This is a genomic window from Citricoccus sp. CH26A, assembly GCF_000224415.1.
Classification (GTDB): Bacteria; Actinomycetota; Actinomycetes; order Actinomycetales; family Micrococcaceae; genus Citricoccus.
This window is the reverse complement of sequence record NZ_AFXQ01000010.1, coordinates 39,693-56,046: the sequence shown is the minus strand read 5'-3', so window position 1 is coordinate 56,046 and position 16,354 is coordinate 39,693. Positions and strand designations below refer to the sequence as shown.

General features: G+C 72.6%; 13 protein-coding genes. 3 read left to right on the top strand and 10 right to left on the bottom strand.

Annotated features, from left to right (window positions below; translation table 11 throughout):
- Window positions 1-156: 156 nt before the first annotated feature.
- Window positions 157-2,010: a glycoside hydrolase family 3 N-terminal domain-containing protein gene (locus tag CITRI_RS0107950; protein ID WP_010144190.1), complete on the bottom strand. Its 1,854-nt coding sequence runs from the start codon at window positions 2,008-2,010 to the stop codon at window positions 157-159.
- 106 nt (window positions 2,011-2,116) lie between these two features.
- Between CITRI_RS0107950 and CITRI_RS0107945 the strand changes: the two genes are divergently transcribed.
- Window positions 2,117-3,340, top strand: a complete 1,224-nt coding sequence (locus tag CITRI_RS0107945; RefSeq protein WP_010144189.1) for a glutamate--cysteine ligase — start codon at window positions 2,117-2,119, stop codon at window positions 3,338-3,340.
- Window positions 3,341-3,486: 146 nt separating this feature from the next.
- Here the strand turns inward: CITRI_RS0107945 and tsaD are convergent, their stop codons facing one another.
- The 3 genes from tsaD to CITRI_RS0107930 form a co-directional block, all read right to left on the bottom strand.
- Window positions 3,487-4,659 (bottom strand): tRNA (adenosine(37)-N6)-threonylcarbamoyltransferase complex transferase subunit TsaD, encoded by a 1,173-nt coding sequence (gene tsaD / locus CITRI_RS0107940; protein ID WP_010144187.1) that lies wholly within the window; start codon window positions 4,657-4,659, stop codon window positions 3,487-3,489.
- A gap of 84 nt (window positions 4,660-4,743) precedes the next feature.
- Complete coding sequence (locus CITRI_RS0107935) at window positions 4,744-5,229, bottom strand: hypothetical protein (RefSeq protein ID WP_010144186.1); 486 nt, start codon at window positions 5,227-5,229, stop codon at window positions 4,744-4,746.
- Window positions 5,230-5,589: 360 nt separating this feature from the next.
- Complete coding sequence (locus tag CITRI_RS0107930; RefSeq protein WP_010144185.1) at window positions 5,590-6,510, bottom strand: hypothetical protein; 921 nt, start codon at window positions 6,508-6,510, stop codon at window positions 5,590-5,592.
- Between the two features lie 581 nt (window positions 6,511-7,091).
- Here CITRI_RS0107930 and CITRI_RS0107925 point away from each other — a divergent pair.
- Window positions 7,092-9,152 carry an acyltransferase family protein gene (locus CITRI_RS0107925; protein WP_010144184.1) on the top strand — a complete coding sequence of 687 codons (2,061 nt, stop codon included), beginning with the start codon at window positions 7,092-7,094 and terminating at the stop codon, window positions 9,150-9,152.
- A gap of 75 nt (window positions 9,153-9,227) precedes the next feature.
- Here CITRI_RS0107925 and CITRI_RS0107920 read toward each other — a convergent pair whose 3' ends face one another.
- Genes CITRI_RS0107920 through CITRI_RS19630 form a run of 3 tightly spaced genes read right to left on the bottom strand, consistent with a single transcriptional unit; the run spans window position 9,228 to window position 11,223 of the window.
- Window positions 9,228-9,638, bottom strand: coding sequence for a hypothetical protein (locus tag CITRI_RS0107920; protein ID WP_010144183.1), 411 nt, complete (start codon window positions 9,636-9,638; stop codon window positions 9,228-9,230).
- Window positions 9,638-11,080: a FliI/YscN family ATPase gene (locus CITRI_RS16915; protein WP_010144182.1), complete on the bottom strand. Its 1,443-nt coding sequence runs from the start codon at window positions 11,078-11,080 to the stop codon at window positions 9,638-9,640. Before CITRI_RS16915 ends, CITRI_RS0107920 begins: the two co-directional genes overlap by 1 nt.
- Window positions 11,077-11,223 carry a hypothetical protein gene (locus CITRI_RS19630; protein WP_157998914.1) on the bottom strand — a complete coding sequence of 49 codons (147 nt, stop codon included), beginning with the start codon at window positions 11,221-11,223 and terminating at the stop codon, window positions 11,077-11,079. Before CITRI_RS19630 ends, CITRI_RS16915 begins: the two co-directional genes overlap by 4 nt.
- Window positions 11,224-11,442: 219 nt before the next feature.
- On the opposite strand from CITRI_RS19630, the gene CITRI_RS16910 reads away from it, so the two are divergent.
- Window positions 11,443-12,786, top strand: coding sequence for a carboxylesterase family protein (locus CITRI_RS16910; protein ID WP_010144181.1), 1,344 nt, complete (start codon window positions 11,443-11,445; stop codon window positions 12,784-12,786).
- 12 nt (window positions 12,787-12,798) lie between these two features.
- Here CITRI_RS16910 and CITRI_RS0107900 read toward each other — a convergent pair whose 3' ends face one another.
- The 3 genes from CITRI_RS0107900 to CITRI_RS19360 form a co-directional block, all read right to left on the bottom strand.
- Entirely contained in the window at window positions 12,799-14,034 is a 1,236-nt protein-coding gene (locus CITRI_RS0107900) for a hypothetical protein (protein ID WP_141566022.1), read from the bottom strand.
- Window positions 14,035-14,228: 194 nt separating this feature from the next.
- Complete coding sequence (locus CITRI_RS0107895) at window positions 14,229-15,218, bottom strand: hypothetical protein (RefSeq protein ID WP_010144179.1); 990 nt, start codon at window positions 15,216-15,218, stop codon at window positions 14,229-14,231.
- Window positions 15,215-16,210: a hypothetical protein gene (locus CITRI_RS19360; RefSeq protein ID WP_010144178.1), complete on the bottom strand. Its 996-nt coding sequence runs from the start codon at window positions 16,208-16,210 to the stop codon at window positions 15,215-15,217. The genes CITRI_RS0107895 and CITRI_RS19360 overlap by 4 nt, the downstream gene beginning before the upstream one ends.
- Window positions 16,211-16,354 lie beyond the last annotated feature (144 nt).

Genomic DNA, 16,354 nt, shown 5'->3' with positions numbered 1-16,354 from the left:
GTAGGTTCTCCTAGGGAAGTCCGACGGCCTCACTGCCGCCCGGTCCTGCTTTGGTAAGGCTTACCTTAGACGAATAGATCACTCGGACAGGCCGTTATTCACAAATGTGTCGCAGATCATAGGCGCGCTGACGTGACCGGCAGTTCGCAGCCCGCCTCAGCACCCCGTCCCGGCCGGCCACTCCCCCACGTCCACGGGCAGCGCCCCGGGGGCCTCGACCGCACCGGTGAGCACGTCCACGAGTGCCTCGAAGGCCCCGGGAGTGCGGCCGTAGAGGGCGATCAGCGCCCCGTCGTCCGGCGCTGCGGAGGATGCCAGGCCGAAGGGCGCGTCCAGGGCGACCACCACGTCCCCCTGCCCCGCGCCGCGCGCCGTGCCCACCAGGTTCACCACGGGCCCCGAGCCCACCGTCAGTCCCGCGGCCCGGGCGGCCTCCGTCAGTCGCGCGCGGTCCCTGGCGTCTCCGCCGGTGACCTGCAGCGAGTCCCCGACGAGAGCCTCGCCGCACGTGCCCTCGACCACCGTGACCGCCGCGGCGGAGACCGCCCGGGACGTCTGGGCCGCCTCTGCCCTGGCCTCGTCCGTCTCGGCCCCGCCCGAGACAGTCCCGTCCGTGTCTGCCCCGTCCGGTGACCCCACCGCGGAGAGCTCCTCGGGCGTGGCCTCCTCGAGCTCCCGGACCAGCCCGTCCCGCCACATCAGCATCGTCACCACGCGCCGCGCCGCCTCCTCGAGCCGGTCCCGCGGCACCGCGCCGGACTGCACCGCCTCGACGATCGCGTCCCGTGCCCCCGGCACCGAGGAGGGCATCAGCAGCAGGTCGGCCCCGGCCGCGAGCGCCCGCACGGGTGCTTCGTTCGCGCCGTACCGTTCCACGAGCGCGCCCATGTTGAGCGCGTCGGTGACCACGACGCCGTCGTACCCCTCCCCCGCGCCGGCCCCGGTGCCGTCCGGGCTCGCCCCGAGCCCGCGGAGCGCCTCGTAGGCGGGTGCGGACACCGACGACGGCACGTCCGGTTCCAGCTCCGGGACGATGACGTGCCCCATCATGACCATCGGCGTGTACTGCCCGCCGGAGACCAGCTCGCGGAAGGGCAGCCAGTCGCGCTGGTCCAGGTCCGCCACGGCGGCGTCTTGGATTGGGGCGGTCACGTGCGAGTCGTCCGTGACGGAGCCATGGCCCGGGAAGTGCTTGGGCGCCGGCAGCATCCCGGCGCCCAGCAGGCCGGCGCTGGCGGCGGCGCCGAGGTCGGCCACCACCTGCGGGTCGGCGGAGAAGGAGCGGGCGCCGATGGCGGGGTCCTCGGCCCCGATGGTCACGTCCACGCTGGGCGCGAAGTCCACGGTGAATCCCAGCTCCGCCAGGGCCCGGGCCATCAGGGCGTGGCCGTCCCGGGCGAGCCGGGTGGCGTCCGCCTGCCCGGCGGCCGCGGCACCGTAGCTCATGGGGGTGGGCCACTCGACCAGGGGTTCCTGGACGCGCGCCACCAGTCCGCCCTCCTGGTCCACGCTGATGATGCCGCCGTGCTCCCGCCCCTCGCTCAGGGCCTCCCGGGTGTCGTCCAGCCGGTCGGCGAGCGCCGTCACGTCGTGGGTGCCGTCGGCGGCCATCGGCACGGCGTCGCCCATGACGATCACCCCGCCGAGGTGCAGGTCCCGGAGGGAAGCCGGGTCCGTCCCCGCCGCGCCCAGCTGGCCGACCAGGACCTGCCCGGCCTGGTCCTCCACGCTCATGCCGGCCACCGCCTCGGCGGCCGCCTCCTCGAGGTCCGGATCGGGACCGCCCAGAGCCACCTGCAGCGCGCTCTGCTCCGGCTCGGCCGTCGCCGCGTCCCCCGGGGGCGTCGTCCCCGTCCCGTCCGGTCCGGGCTCGTCCGGTCCGCCACCCGGCGGGGTGGTGGTGCACGCCGTGACGGCGAGCAGGACGACGCCGGCCACGGCCAGGGCGCGCGGGCCCCGGATCCGTGCGGGCAGTCGTGGGGCGGTCGGGGGCTGCGGTGCGGTGATCACCCCTCCATGCTAGGGATCCCGGGCCGGTGACCGGTGATGACCGGAACCCCTGCGCCCGCCCCTAGGATGACTACTGCCCCGCCGTCAGCACCTGACAGGAACCACCATGCACCTGCCCTTCGCACGCTCCGCGCAGTCGACCCTCGGCGTGGAGTGGGAGCTCGCGCTCGTCGACGCCCACGACGGCACCCTGCGGCCGGTCGCCGAGGAGGTGCTGGCCGGCGTCGCGGACCAGGCGGGACTGCACCTGGGCCAGGAGCACCCGCACATCAAGCCAGAGCTGCTGCTGAACACCGTGGAGCTGGTGACGGACGTGTGCACCACGGTGGATGAGGCCGTGGGCCAGTTGCGGGAGTACGCGCGGAAGCTGCGCGAGGTGACGGAACCGATGGGCGTGGAGCTGTACTGCCAGGGCTCCCACCCCTTCGCCCAGCCCACGGACGAACCCGTGACCCCGGCGGACCGCTACGGCAAGCTGATCGACCGCACCCAGTGGTGGGGCCGGCAGATGCTGATCTACGGGGTGCACGTGCACGTGGGCCTGGACGACGTGACCAAGGCGATGCCCGTGGTGGACGGCCTGGTCAACTACGTCCCGCACTTCCTGGCGCTGTCCGCCTCGAGCCCGTTCTGGGCCGGCGTGGACACCGGCTACCAGTCCCAGCGCACCCTGATGTTCCAGCAGCTGCCCACCGCTGGCCTGCCGTTCCAGTTCGCGGACTGGGCCGGGTTCGAGCGGTGCGTGGCGGACCTGACGCACACCGGCGTGATCGACGACGTCACCGAGTGCCGCTGGGACGTGCGCGCCGTGCCCCGGCTGGGCACGGTCGAGATGCGGGTCTGTGACGGCGTGGCCACGCTCGAGGAGATCGCCCCGATCGCCGCCCTGACGCAGTGCCTGGTGCAGGACTTCTCGGACATCCTCGACGCCGGCGGCACCATCCCCACCATGCCCCCGTGGCACGTGCAGGAGAACAAGTGGCGCGCCGCCCGCTACGGGCTGGACGCCATCATCATCCTCAACGCCGCCGGGGACGAGCTGCTCGTGACCGACCACCTGCGCGCCGAGCTGGTTCGCCTGGCGCCGGTGGCCGAGCGGCTGGGGTGCGCCGCGGAACTGGCCTCCGTGGAACACCTGCTGCGCGACGGCGGCACCCCGGCCCGCCAGCGCCGGATCGCGGCCCACGCGGCGCACGCCATGACGGTGGAGCAGATGGAGTCCGCCGGCCTGCCCGCGTCCACGCCGCTGACCGGGCATGATCTCCATGCTCCCCTCCGCGCCGTCGTCGCCGACGCGGTGGCCCGGACGCGGGCCTCCATCGGGGCCTGAGCTCGCGCGGTTCCGGCGACCGCGGAGTCACGACGACCGCGGAGTTACGATCACGCTCGACAGTGATCGGCCCGGCGTGTCCCACCGTCGAGCGTGATCGTAACTCCGGCGGGCAGCAGTTCCGGCGGGCGGGGTACGGGCGGCCCTCACGCCCCGAGGGAGATCTCCCCCACCGGTTGGCCCGGGTCCGCGGCGAAGCCCAGTCCGGACGGCGCCACCCCGTCCATCACCAGTTGTGCGCCGAGGGCCGCGACCATGGCGCCGTTGTCCGTGCACAGCCGCGGCGGCGGGACGGTCAGCCCGATGCCGGCCGCCGCGCACCGCTCGGCCAGCAGCTCACGCAGGCGGGAGTTCGCCGCGACGCCGCCGCCGAGCAGCAGGTGTTCGATCCCGTGCTCGGTGCAGGCCCGAACCGCCTTGGCGGTGATCACGTCCGCGACCGCCTCCTGGAAGGACGCGGCGATGTCCGCCGTCGGGATCTGCTCGTCCGGCACGCCAGCGGCCTCGAACTGCTCCACGCACCGGGCCACGGCGGTCTTCAGCCCGGAGAAGGACCAGTCGTGCCGGTGCTTTCCGGGCTCCTGCGCGGTGCCCACGAACTTCGGGGCGCTCAGCCCGCGGGGGAACCGGAAGGCGGTGGGGTTGCCCTGGCGGGCGAGCCGGTCGATCACGGGCCCGCCGGGGTAGCCGGCCCCGAGCAGCCGGGCGACCTTGTCGTAGGCCTCGCCGGCGGCGTCGTCGATGGTCGAGCCGAGCAGTTCCACGTCCGTGGTCAGCCGGTTGACCCGCAGGATCTCGGTGTGCCCGCCGGAGACCAGCAGCGCGCCGAGGTGCTCCGACAGCGGACGGTCCCCGCTCCCGCCGGACCCCACGACGACGGCCGGTCCGGTCCCGGAGACGGCCTCCGGCTCCGCGCCGGTCACCTCGTCCAGCACCCCGACGCCGACGTGTGCGACCAGGTGGTTGATGCCGTAGAGCGGGGTGTCCGTGGCCAGGGCCAGGGCCTTGGCGCCGGCGACGCCGACCATGAGCGCCCCGGCCAGTCCGGGGCCCGAGGTCACGGCGATCGCGTCGAGGTCCTGCAGCGTGACCCCGGCGGTGTCCAGGGCCTGCTGCAGCGTGGGGATGAACTCCTCGAGGTGGGCGCGCGCGGCGATCTCCGGGATGACCCCGCCGAAGCGCACGTGTTCCTCCATCGAGGACGCCACGGCGTTGGCCAGCAGCTCGGTCCCGCGCACGATCCCGAATCCCGTCTCGTCGCAGGAGGACTCGATGCCGAGCACGAGCGGGGCGGTGGGGGTGTCAGTGGCCGCAGGCATGCACACCATTCTAGGAAGCCCCGGCGGGCGGCACCGGCCACCCGCCGGCGTCCCGGGCGTCCCGGGCGTCCGGGGCGTCCGGGGTCAGTCCAGGCGTGCCGGCACGCCGCGGGGTCCGTCCGGGCCGTGGTCCCCTCCGCACGGCGCGCAGGCCCAGGCGGCGTAGTCGGTCAGGGCGGTGACCTCCCGGCGCCACGCGGCGCCGTCCTCCCCCTCGAACAGCCACGGGGGCGCGCCGAGGTCCAGGGCGGCCGCGGCCATCTGCGCCTGCGGGTCAGTCTCGGCACAGCGGTACAGCTCGTGCACGTACCGCTCGAACCGCAGGGTCCGCCGGGCCAGGGCCTGCTGTCCGGCCCTCGACTCCCGGGCGGCCCGGGCGGCCAGGGTCTCCCCCAGGTCCAGCAGCAGGTCCTCCACGGCGATCAGGAGGGAGCCCTCTCCGCGGTGGCCCACGCGGTACTGGACGGTGATGTCCTGCCAGGTCTCGATGTTCCCGCCGCGCAGGCCGTCCCGGTCCTGGTCGTGCTGCGCGATGGGCTCCTGAAGGTCCTGAGCATGCGTGGGATTCATACCTCGGGACATGCGCAGACGTGCCGTCGCGGCGGTCGGTTCCGTCCACGGACGACCGGGCTGCGGGAAGGGCGGGGTCGCATGATGCGGACAGGGGATCAATCGGGGGTACCGGACCGTGTGGTCGAGCGTCTGCACGGTGTCCGGACGGGGATGACGGTGCACGCGGCCCCGCATGAGGCGAGTCGGGTCGACACTGATGACCAGGCGCAGCGTGGTGGGCGCCAGCGAGGGGAATGCGGTTCCGGCGGGCGGTTCCCCGGGTTCGACGGCGGCCGGGTGCCTCGTGTGTGAGGCGCCCGGCCGTCGTCGCCGGCCACCGATGCGCTGCCGTGGACTGTGTGTGGTCGGTGTCGGAGCTTACCGCCGGGCCAGGATGACGCCGAGCTTGGTGGGACCGGAGGGCGCGATCTCCCAATGGTCCATGCCGGGCTTGATGAGCAACTGGGTCTTCAGGCCCTGCCCCTTGTAGAACGCGCGGCCGAGCTTGGCCGCGCCCACGGCGTCATAGCTGCCAGATGCTCCACCGGCGGCCGGGGTGTCGTCGGCACCGGCCACCCAGTGCATCTCGAAGTTCTTCTTCAGGGCCGAGGAGATGGGACGCAACGGCTTGCTCTGCCCGTAGATCCCGCCTCCGCCCACCATGACCGCCGCCCCGCCGGTCCACCCGGCCGAGTGCGAGTTCACCACCTGGCGGGCGACGGTGTCCGCGCCACCGGAGTACCCCGTCCAGTACACCCGATTCTTGTCCAGGTTGTACTTCTTGCCCAGGTTCCGGAGCAGATCGGCAGCGTACTTGCCGGAGGTGTCCTTCCGCCACCAGGTCTTCGTGGCCTGGTCCGGGGTGCGCGGGACGACGAGCATCAGGTTGTGCTTCACGGCCAGCTTCTCGTAGGCCGGGATGGTGGACCACTGGGGCTGGTTGTATTCGAAGCCACCGTCACCGTGCAGGTGGATGATGATGCCGTGCGGCTTCGAACCCTTGAGGTGGTCGGCGTACAGATGATATTGGGAACTGACCGCCCCGTTGCTGTAGCTGAGGGACCTGATGTCCTGGAACTTGCCCCCGGAGCCTCCCGTGGGATTCGCCGCCAGGCCACCCGGGGTCGAGGCGCTGATGGCCGTGGGCTGGACGGCCGGCGCGGTGACGGGTGCAGCGGCCGACGGTACCGCGGTAGCCGCCGTGAGCGTGAGCGCGGCCAGTACGCCGGCCAGGGTGCGGGACAGGGACGCGCGGCGCCTGTCAGTGGTCGAGGATGCGGTGCGAGTGACTCGGGTCATGCTGATTCCTTTTGTCGTCCGTTTCAGGCACAGGGGAACAGCCCTCTGACTTCCCCCCATTGCCGTATGCACTCTGGGGACGGGGGGCTGCGGGTTTCGGGTGGTGACGGACCCTCCCGAGTCCCGGGTTCCGGGAGGACGGCACGCTGCCGGCTGCCGGGGTCGAGGTCGGCGCGACGCGAAGGACGGGACCGGCCTGACGAGGGCCCATCCCGGGTCATGCCTAGTCAAGCCCACAACAGTCCTCTTGTGCCTGCCGGCGCCGGGGCTGCCGACGTTCCCCGTGAGAGGGGGCCGGTGCGGCTCCGGTCACGGGCTACGACCCCCGAGAACGTGATGCACCTCTCACCTCCGGCGTGTCCGATGGGACGGATGTGATGGGTGATACTGGACCGCCCGGTGATGGTGCCGCCCGCACCGGAGCCATCCGTCGTCCGCCCGCCGCGCGGGAAGGCCCTACGGAAGGACCGTGGTGGCGGGGCGGTCCCGGAATCCTTCAGGCTCCGTGGTACCGTTCACCGGCGATGGGAACTACAACGGTGACAACGGTCCGGCAACGAAGGGCAGACGTCCAGGACCGAGTGGCCCGTGGGGTACCGGAACGGCACTACCGGACGGAGCTCCACGGTGTCCGTGGGGTCGCGATCCTCGGCGTGGTCCTGTTCCACTTGTTCGGCCACGGCCGCGTCTCCGGTGGCATCGACATCTTCCTGGCCGTCAGTGGCTATCTCTTCACGGCGATGCTCCTGCGCGAGGCCGCCGAGCGCGACGGCAGGATCGACGTACTGCGATACCTGGGCCGTCTCGCCCGGCGCATCCTGGTCCCTGCCGCCACGGTAGTCGCGGCAGTCACGGCCATCGGAGTAGCCGTCCTGCCGTCCACCCGTCACGACCAGCTGTGGGCCGAGGCCAGGGCCTCGCTGCTGTACTTCGAGAACATCGAACTCATCAACTCACAATTGGCCTACGGTGCCGCCGGCCCGGAGACCTCCCCGTTCCAGCACTTCTGGTCGCTGTCCGTCCAGGGGCAGTTCTACCTCGTCTGGCCCCTGGTGGCGATCGCTGCCGTGGCGCTGGCCAGGCGCCTTCGCATCCCGGCCGTGCGCGTCATGGCGGTCGCCATCGGCCTGGTCCTGGTGGCTTCGCTGTCCTACGCGATCCACGTGGGCGGTTTCAACCAGGACAAGGCGTACCTGCTATCCACCACCAGGGCCTGGGAGCTGGCGTTCGGAGGCCTCCTCAGCCTGCTTGGCGCCGGTCTGACCCTCCCGAGGCGACTGCGATTCTGGGCCGGATGGCTCGGTGTGGTCCTGATCGTCTCCTGTGGTTTCGTACTCGACGGGGCCAGCCTGTTCCCGGGGCTCTGGTCCCTGTGGCCGTTGCTCGGACTTACCCTGGTGCTGGCCTCGGCCGGGCCGCGGGGCGGCCACCTCGACCCGGGGGCCTCCGCCAGCCGGATCCTGTCCGCCCCGGCCTTCGCCTGGGTCGGCGACCGCGCCTACGCCCTCTACCTGTGGCACTGGCCCCTGCTCATCTACTACCTCGAGGTCCGGGACCGACAATCGGTCGGATGGTTGGGGGCCGCCTTCATCCTGGCGCTGTCCCTCGTCTTGGCGGGGCTGACCCACCGCTTCATCGAGACCCCGCTGCAGAATGCGCAGGCCCGGGCCCGGGGGGATGGGTGGCGCCGGCTGAACACCGTGTCGGTCGGAACCGCCATCGTCATCCTGGTGGCCGGTGGGACCGTGTCAACCGTCGCCAGGGCCCCGGCGTCCACGGAGATCCCCCGTGCTGACCATTGGGACTGGCAGACCCATCCGGGGGGATCGCTCACCGCGGGCGACGACGTACAGGACGCGGACTACGTGCCCTCCCTGGACGCGCTGCCCAATGTGCGTCCCGATTACTACGACTGGGACTGCCGACAGCCCGGCACCAATGATCCCGGGACCAGCGAGATCTCCGTGTGCGAGGACCCGGCCGCGCCGGAGAAGCCCTCGGCCACCGTGGTGTTGGCGGGCGGGTCGCATGCAGGTCAATGGTCCGAGGCCTTCCGCCCCCTTGCCGCCCGCCACGGTTGGGAGTTGCTCGTAGTGGACCGCTCGGGTTGTCCCTTCGGTGAGTCCAGCCGCGAAAGCGATGACACGATGTGCTTCGAGTGGCAGGACAATTTCATCGACTGGCTGGGGACGGACCGGGACATCGACCTCGTGATCACCCCGGGATCCGTCAAGTACGCCTCCCAGCCCGAGACGGTCCTTCCCGACGCGCCACGGCGGTGGGAGCAGATCACCTCTGCGGGACCGGACCTGCTGTTGCTGCGCGGAACGCCCCGAAACGACCACCGGGTCGCGGACTGCCTCGCCGAAGGACAGGATTCGGCACGGTGCGGACCGCCCGTGGGACAGCTGGGAGCTGACAACCCCCTGGAGAACCTACCCCTGCCCCCTGGGACGACGACCATAGACGTCATCGACCACGTGTGTCCCGACGCACGAGCGGGGAAAACCCGGTGTGACGCCGTCGTGGGCAATGTCGTCGTCTGGTATGACAACAGCCACATCACCCCCGCCTTCTCGGCGACGATGTCACCGGTGATCGAGGAGCACATGCGCGAGCGATTCCCCCGGCTCTTCCGCTAGGACGTCTCCGTCCGCTCCTCGGGCGATTACGCGCGGACTAGATTTACGCGGTCCGCGGGTCGAGGGCCTCGGCACTCATCGGTGTTCACCTGACGGGTGGTGGGGGATGAAGGCGAGCGCCTCGGGCGCCTGCTGCTCGGCCCTATCCGTGAGCACTCGCTGCTGCCGGTCGCGATAGTCCTCATCCCGTTCGGCACGGCGGCGGGCCTGCACGGCCAGCATCAGGGCCTGCTCCGCGGCCCGCACCTCATCGGCCTCGGTTTGGGCGGGCCCGGTCCCTGCGAGCTGCTGGGCGACGGTGGTCCGGTCGATGCCGGCCGCGGCCAGCACGTGCACTCCCCCGCGGTCCCCGAGCAGGGCGCGCTCGAGGGCGGGACGGTGCTGTTCGGCCGGGGCGTGAGGCTGGGTGTCGGCCAGCCGGGCCGCGGCCAGGCCCTTTCGGATCATCTGGACGCGCGCGAGAGACTTCAGGCGGAATCCCGGCATCAGGCGGCCCGCCCCTCGGTGCCGGCGCCGTCCACGCTCAGCAGACCGGCGAGGCCGCGCAGTCGAGACCAGGCCTCGATCAGGGAGGTCGAGTCGTCCGTGTCCTGGCGCAGGAAGGCATCCAGGTGGGGCCGGGCGGCCAGGGCGGCCTCGGCCAGGGGACGGGTCCCGGGTACGTAGGCGCCGGCCTCGATCAGGTCCTGGACCGCGCGCAACTCGGCCATCGCCCGGCGCACCACGGTGACGGCCGCCCGGTCCGCCGGACCCGTGAGGGCCGAGGCACACGGGGCGATGGACGCGAGCACGTCGATGGACGGGACGTGCCCGGCCTCGACAGGCCGGCGCTCGAGCACGAGGTGCCCGTCCAGGAGGGGGCGCACGGCCTCGCCCACGGGGTCCTCATGGTCCTCACCGTCCACGAGGACGGTGTAGATCCCGGTGACCGAGCCGGCACGGCCGGCACCGGCACGCTCGAGCAGCTGCGCGAGCAGGGAGGCCGTGGACGGGGCGTGGCCCCCACGTGCCGGTGGTTCCCCGGCGGAGAGCCCGATCTGGCTCTGGGCGCCGGCCACGCGCGTCAGTGAGTCCAGCATCACCAGGGCGTGGAGGCCCTGGTCACGGAACTGCTCGGCGATCCGGGTGGCGGTGAACGCGGCCTTGCGGCGCATCATGGCCGGTTCGTCCTCGGTGGCCACCACCACCACGGACCGGGCCAGTCCCTCGGGGCCGAGGTCGTCGAGGAACTCCCGGACCGTGTGGCCGTCCACGCCCACGAGGGCGATGACGGACACCGCGGCGTCCGTGCCGCGGGCGATCATGGCCAGCAGCGAGGACGTGCCCGCACCCGGGCCGGCGAACAGGCCGATGCGGTGGCCGCGGCCCAGGGCGGCGAAGGTGTCCACGGCGCGCAGCCCGGTGCCGAGCTGCCCGGTGACGGCGGTGCGGTCCAGGGCGTGCGGGGCGGGATGGTGCGCGGGGACCAGGCGGGTGCCGGCGATCGGCCCCTTGCCGTCGATCGGACGGCCCAGGGCGTCGACGACGCGGCCGATGAGCCCGTCGCCCACCGGCACCTCTCCCCCGCGGTGCGCAAGCGTCACGGGCGTTCCGGCGGCCGGCGCCCAGCCCTCGGCCAGCGGCACGACGGTGGCCTCGGTGCGGTGGACGGCCACCACCTCGGCCTCGACGCCGGCGAGCCCGGGGTGGGTCCGGGTCCCGTCACCCCCGGTCCCGCCGACGGTCACCACGTCCCCGACGGCCACGGGCAGCCCGCCGATGACGGCCCGCAGCCCCTGCGTGGCCACGACCGAACCGCGGGTCACGGGCGCCGCCAGGCTGGCGGCCTCGGCCACCCGCCGGTCGAAACCCCTCGCGGTCATGGTCTTCAGGGCCCTGGTCTCCAGCATCATGATCTGTGCGGAGATGTCCTGCGCGACGAAGTTCACGGGAGCCCACCGCCCGCGGTGAGCCGGACGCGGTCCAGCGCGTCCTCGGGATCGGCCGTGGAGCGGCCGTCCTGGGGCAGGCCCGCACCCCCGCTGCGCGGCAGGGCCGGGTCGGTCGGCAGCACGGTGACCGTCACTGGCATGACTCTCCCCTTGTCCCGTCGACCGTCTCGTCGGTCGTCCACTGATCCCTATGCGGGCCGGTGCGCGCGAGGGGTCGGTTTTGCGCAACCGGGTGCGAGGCCGGCCCGGATTCAGGCCATGCCGACCCAGATCAGGGAGTCACGAGCACGCCCGACGGTGATCGGTCCGGCGTGTCCCGACGTGCAGCGTGCTCGTGACTCAGATGCCACACTGGGCGCATGATCTCCGCACCCCAGTGGACCTGCCCGGCGGGCACCCTGCGTGGCTGGGTCGACGAGGGCCCGGAGCGTGACCCGGTGTGGCGGGCCACCGGCATCCGGTACGCCCGCGCGAACCGGTACGAGCCCCCGCGGCCGGAGCCGGCCGCCGTCGGGACCGTGGAGGCGACCGGCTGGTCACCGGCCTGCCCGCAGCGGCCGGTCCGCGCGCTCGAGGGGGTCTCCCCGGGGAGGTTCCTGGGGCCGCTGGAGATCTCCGAGCACTGCCAGTACCTGTCCGTCACCGCCCCCGCGGGCGCCGGCCCGGACGAGCGGCTGCCGGTGATGGTGTGGATCCACGGCGGCGGGTACGTGATCGGCGCCGGGGACCAGCCCTACTACGACCCGGGCGCGCTGGTCAGCGAGCAGCGGGTGGTCACGGTGAACGTCACCTATCGGCTCGGGCTGTTCGGCTTCCTCGGCCGCGACGGCGTGCCCGCCAACCTCGGACTGCTGGACATCATCGAGGCCCTGCGCTGGGTGCGGGGCAACATCGCCGCGTTCGGCGGGGACCCGGAGAACGTCACCGTCTGGGGCGAGTCCGCCGGGGCCGACGCGGCGGCCCACCTGATGATCGCCGAGGGTGCCGAGGAGCTGTTCTCCCGGGTAATCATGCAGTCGGCGCCGATCGGGGTGATGCGTGGACGGGCCGCGATGACCGCCGCCCTGGGCGAGCGCGCCGCCGGACTGCCGGCCGATGCCCCCGTGGAGGACCTCCTGCGGACGGAGGCCGACCTGGCACGGTTCGCCCTGCGGCTCGGGCTGGGCGGGGCCATGCCGTTCGGTCCCGAGTACGGCGAGCACCCGCTGCCCGGGGCCGACCGGCGTGAGGCGGCCTGGATCGACGCGGCCCGGCGGGTGGACGTCCTGGTGGGGTCCAACCTGCGCGAGGCGGCCCTGTTCGCCCCGGTGGTCGGCCCCGTCGCGCGGCTGCACCGGGTCCCGGTCCTGGGCCCGCCCGCGCACGAGGGCCTGGTGCGGTGGCTGACGGACGTGATCTTCACCCGCGGGGCGGAGCACTTCGTCCGCCGTCACGCCGCGGCCCGCGGCCACGGCTACCACTACCTGGTGCACGCCGAGGCCGAGGACAACCCACTGTCCTCAGCGCACGCGGCCGAGCTGCCCCTGCTGTTCGGCAACCGGAAGGTGTGGGGCACCCAGCTGCTGCATGGCTTCGACCCCGCCGAGACAGAGGCCTGGGGCCGTCGGATGCGCGCCGACTGGGCGGGGTTCGCCCGCACGGGACGGATCGAGACCGGCACCGTGGACGGGCTGATGACCGTGCGGGCCGGTGATGACGTGTGAGGCGTCCGGGCCTCAGGCCGCGCGCAGCAGCGTGACGTTGTCCCGGATCTCCACGCCACCACCGAGGATGTCACCGATGATGCCCTCCAGGCGGTCGCGGACCTGCGCGTGCGTGCCGCCCAGCGGGGCGCCCGCGAACCGGACCATCGCCTCGTAGGCGTCCCAGGCGGTGGCCAGGGCGGACTCGCGCTCGGCGGTCCGCTCCTCGTGGACGGCGGCGCCAGCGGTGTCGAACGCGGAGTAGGCCTCGAACTCCTCGGCCAGGAACGCGTCGACCACGGCGTTGGCGACGGTGCGCCACCCGGTCGGCTTGCGGCCGTTCCTCAGGACCGGGGCCAGGTCCTTCACCGCGTTGCGGAAGGCGCGGACGGACGGGCGGTCGGGACGGGCCCGGTCGGACAGGGTCTCCAACGCCAGTGTGTACGCGATCGCCGGGTCCCTGGACACCACCTCGAACAGCTGGGCCCGCGAGTAGTTGTCCCACAGGGTCATCAGGTCCTGGTCGGCGGCCTCGAACAGCCCGCGCCAGCCGTGGATCCGGGTCAGGCAGGCCAGCATCGCCTGGGCGGCCCGGTGGGCGGCCTTGGGATCGGCCTCGAGGACCGGCAGGGCCCGACGCCGGACGCGCCAGTCCGGGCGGATCAGCTCCGGCAGCGAGAAGGCGAACCGCAGGGCGGCGGCCCCGGCCTGGGTGCGGGCGATCCCCCGGTGATGCGAGGCCTTGGAGCGCAGCCACTCGGTGGCCTCCTCCAGCATGATCCGCTGGGCGATCTCCGGACCGTCCTCGAGGGCACCGGGGGCCGCGGTGGCCTGGAAGGCCATGGCGGCGGCGGTGGACGCGCCGTCCTCGGGGCCGGTGGGAGCCACGAGTTCCTGGCGGGCGGCGGTCCGGTTGTGGATGTTGCGCAGTATGGACTTGCGGGCGGAGCGCAGGGTCTGCCGCGCCCAGCCGGTGACCGAGGCGGCCCGGGCGCGCTCGAGGTCGAAGAAGGCGTCCGGGCCCTCCTCGGTGACGCGGCGGAACAGGAACTCGTCGAACTCCGACTCGACGTCCTGGCTCAGCTGGGGTCCGGAGGCCAGGCCGTGGTGCCACGTCTGGTACTCGCGGGACACCTCTCGGCAGATCCCGGAACGGGTCAGGATGGTGGCCACGTCCCGGCGCACCTGGGTCTCCGGGAGATCACCTGCCGCCCAGCGGTCCAGGAGGTCCCGGCAGGCGGTGTCGGTGGAAAGAGTCTCTGCTCGCACACCCGGTATGTGTGCGGCACAACTGCCTTGTGACCTGGGCTATCATGTGGCGTTGATCACAGCGCCGCCTTCACCCGGCGTGTCCTCGCGACACGCCGGGGCCGTTGCCCGCGGAGGGCGCGTCCACAACCCCGCGGGACGCGCAGCGTCCCCGGACCGCGGCACGCCCCGGCCGTTCCGGAGGGGCGGCCGGTTCAGGCGTGGAGGATGCCCAGCTGGTCGGCGAGGACCCGCTTGGCCAGGGTGCGGACCTTGCGGATCTGGGCGGCGGCCGACTCCTGCGTCAGGCCCAACTGCTCAGCCACCTCAGCGGTGGTCAGGACCCGCTGGGAGCCTTCCGAGGCGTAGACGCCGGAGAGCCACGCCTGGGCGACGTCCGACGTGACCCCTCCGATCCGGCGTGCCCGCTCGATCACCGCACGGACCAGCACGGGCCCCTCGGTGGGGTGCAGCAGGGACTCCTCCGGGCCCACGGCGGCCAGCTCGAGGGCGTGGATGTCCACGGCCGGGCCGGCGACGCGCAGGTCGGCGGTGGTGGCGAGCATGCCCTGCTTGGCGGCGTCCTTCCGGGCGGCCATCATGCGCCGGTTGTGCTCGTGCGTGAGCTCCCCGTCGGTGGGCTCCGCACCGGTGGCGGCGCGCATCTCGTCCCGCAACTGGTTGAGCTTGCGCACCCGGCGGTTCAGGGAGACCATGCCGGAGGCCGGGGACAGGTTGCGGTCCGCCCAGGCGCGGACCGCGGCCCGGGAGCGCACGTGCAGCATCCCGCTGAAGTTCTCGATGGCCTCCAGGGCCGAGGGGTCCTCGAGCAGCTCGTCCACCCAGGTCAGGGCCTCGATCGCCACGAGCTGTTCGACGTCGTCGCGGTGCAGGGCGGTGCTCAGGCCCATGGTGCGGCACAACCGGTGGGCCAGGAGGCGGAAGGCCTTGCGCTGGTCCCCGATGAACTCGTCCCGCAACCGCAACCGCTCGTCACCGGAGGCCGCGGCCATCTCACGCAACTGGTCCAGGACCGGACGCCGCTCGGGGACGACGGCGACCGCGCGTCGGGCGCCCCGAGGCGACAGGACGGACCGGCTGATCGGGGCCGGCTCACCCCTCGCGGGGGTCTCGTGACCGACGGTCCGGCGTCCCACGGGGCGGCGGGACCCGGCGACCCCCTCAGGGGTGTAGACGGGGGTCATCGGGCACCCCGATTGGTCTCCGGGTCCAGGGCGACGGTGCGGGCCATGGGGTCCGAGCCCACCTGCAGGGCCGCCTCGGCCCGTGCGGTGGAGAGCTTGTCCTGCGGGTGTTCGAGGCGGTAGGCCGCCACGATCTCCGCCACGCTGGCACCGGGCATCTGCCGGGCGAGGCGACGGACCTTGGGGCCGACGCGCGGGTCACCGATGGCCCGGCGGACCTGGTCCTCGGCGTCCCGGCGCAGATTGCGGCGCAGGAACATGAGGGGATCCACCCTGGTGAACCGGTCGTGGCGCAGGCACTGCTCCAGGAGCCGGGGCACGCTCGGGGTATCGGCCACCCCGGCCGTGGGCTCACCCACCATCAAGACGTTCACGATCTGCTCAATTCCCGTGTCGTGCAATACAGACTGGAACCGCCCGGTCAGTTCACTGATCTCATGGCTCACTGCTGAGTGGGCCTTGTGAACGGTGGAGGTGACGAACGGCTCGAGACTGAACAATAGTTGCCACTGGGACTGGCGACCGGCACGGACGAGCTCATCAAGGTCTTCGACGGCGCAGCGGCGGATCCCGGGGGCGTGTTGGTTATCACTGCCGACTATACCGTCGTGCAGCCCGTGATGGGACGCTGATCTGGAACTATTCGGCTGGAATTCACCCGTGTCACCCCACCCCATGGAGTGTGCCGTCCAGCGAAATGACGGTGACGGCCCGACAGGGTCCACCAGGCGCAGCAGGGCGTCGTTCCCACCCCAGTCCAGGCGCACTGGCATCAGCAGTGCCGCACCGGTCTCATGGTCCAGCCCCTTGCGTCCGATCTCCATGGCCGGGAGGCGCCAGTCCCACATCGGCAGCAGCAGGACCTCCCACTCCCCGTCCGGCCATCCGGCGTCCCGGAGGGCCTCGGCGGCCCGGCCCCAGAGGATGGACTCCAGCCGCCGGCAGAACGTCTCCAGCACCGGGTGCCGCTGTGGTTGTCCGTCCTCCGCCATGCCCGTCCTATGCGTTATCACTCCTTGTCGGCCGCCGGTTTCGTCAGCACCACTCGAACCCGGGCCGCGACCGTACGCGTTCCGTGACCGAGGGTGACGATCGCTACTCGAGCGCTACCCGGAACGGGACAGAACCCCCTCCGG

Excerpts from the sequence above, each read along its gene's own strand:
- CITRI_RS0107945 (WP_010144189.1), top strand. The coding sequence starts at position 2,117 with ATGCACCTGCCCTTCGCACGCTCCGCGCAGTCGACCCTCGGCGTGGAG.
- tsaD (WP_010144187.1), bottom strand. The coding sequence starts at position 4,659 with ATGCCTGCGGCCACTGACACCCCCACCGCCCCGCTCGTGCTCGGCATC.
- CITRI_RS0107935 (WP_010144186.1), bottom strand. The coding sequence starts at position 5,229 with ATGAATCCCACGCATGCTCAGGACCTTCAGGAGCCCATCGCGCAGCAC.
- CITRI_RS0107930 (WP_010144185.1), bottom strand. The coding sequence starts at position 6,510 with ATGACCCGAGTCACTCGCACCGCATCCTCGACCACTGACAGGCGCCGC.
- CITRI_RS0107920 (WP_010144183.1), bottom strand. The coding sequence starts at position 9,638 with ATGCCGGGATTCCGCCTGAAGTCTCTCGCGCGCGTCCAGATGATCCGA.
- CITRI_RS19630 (WP_157998914.1), bottom strand. The coding sequence starts at position 11,223 with ATGCCAGTGACGGTCACCGTGCTGCCGACCGACCCGGCCCTGCCGCGC.
- CITRI_RS16910 (WP_010144181.1), top strand. The coding sequence starts at position 11,443 with ATGATCTCCGCACCCCAGTGGACCTGCCCGGCGGGCACCCTGCGTGGC.
- CITRI_RS0107895 (WP_010144179.1), bottom strand. The coding sequence starts at position 15,218 with ATGACCCCCGTCTACACCCCTGAGGGGGTCGCCGGGTCCCGCCGCCCC.
- CITRI_RS19360 (WP_010144178.1), bottom strand. The coding sequence starts at position 16,210 with ATGGCGGAGGACGGACAACCACAGCGGCACCCGGTGCTGGAGACGTTC.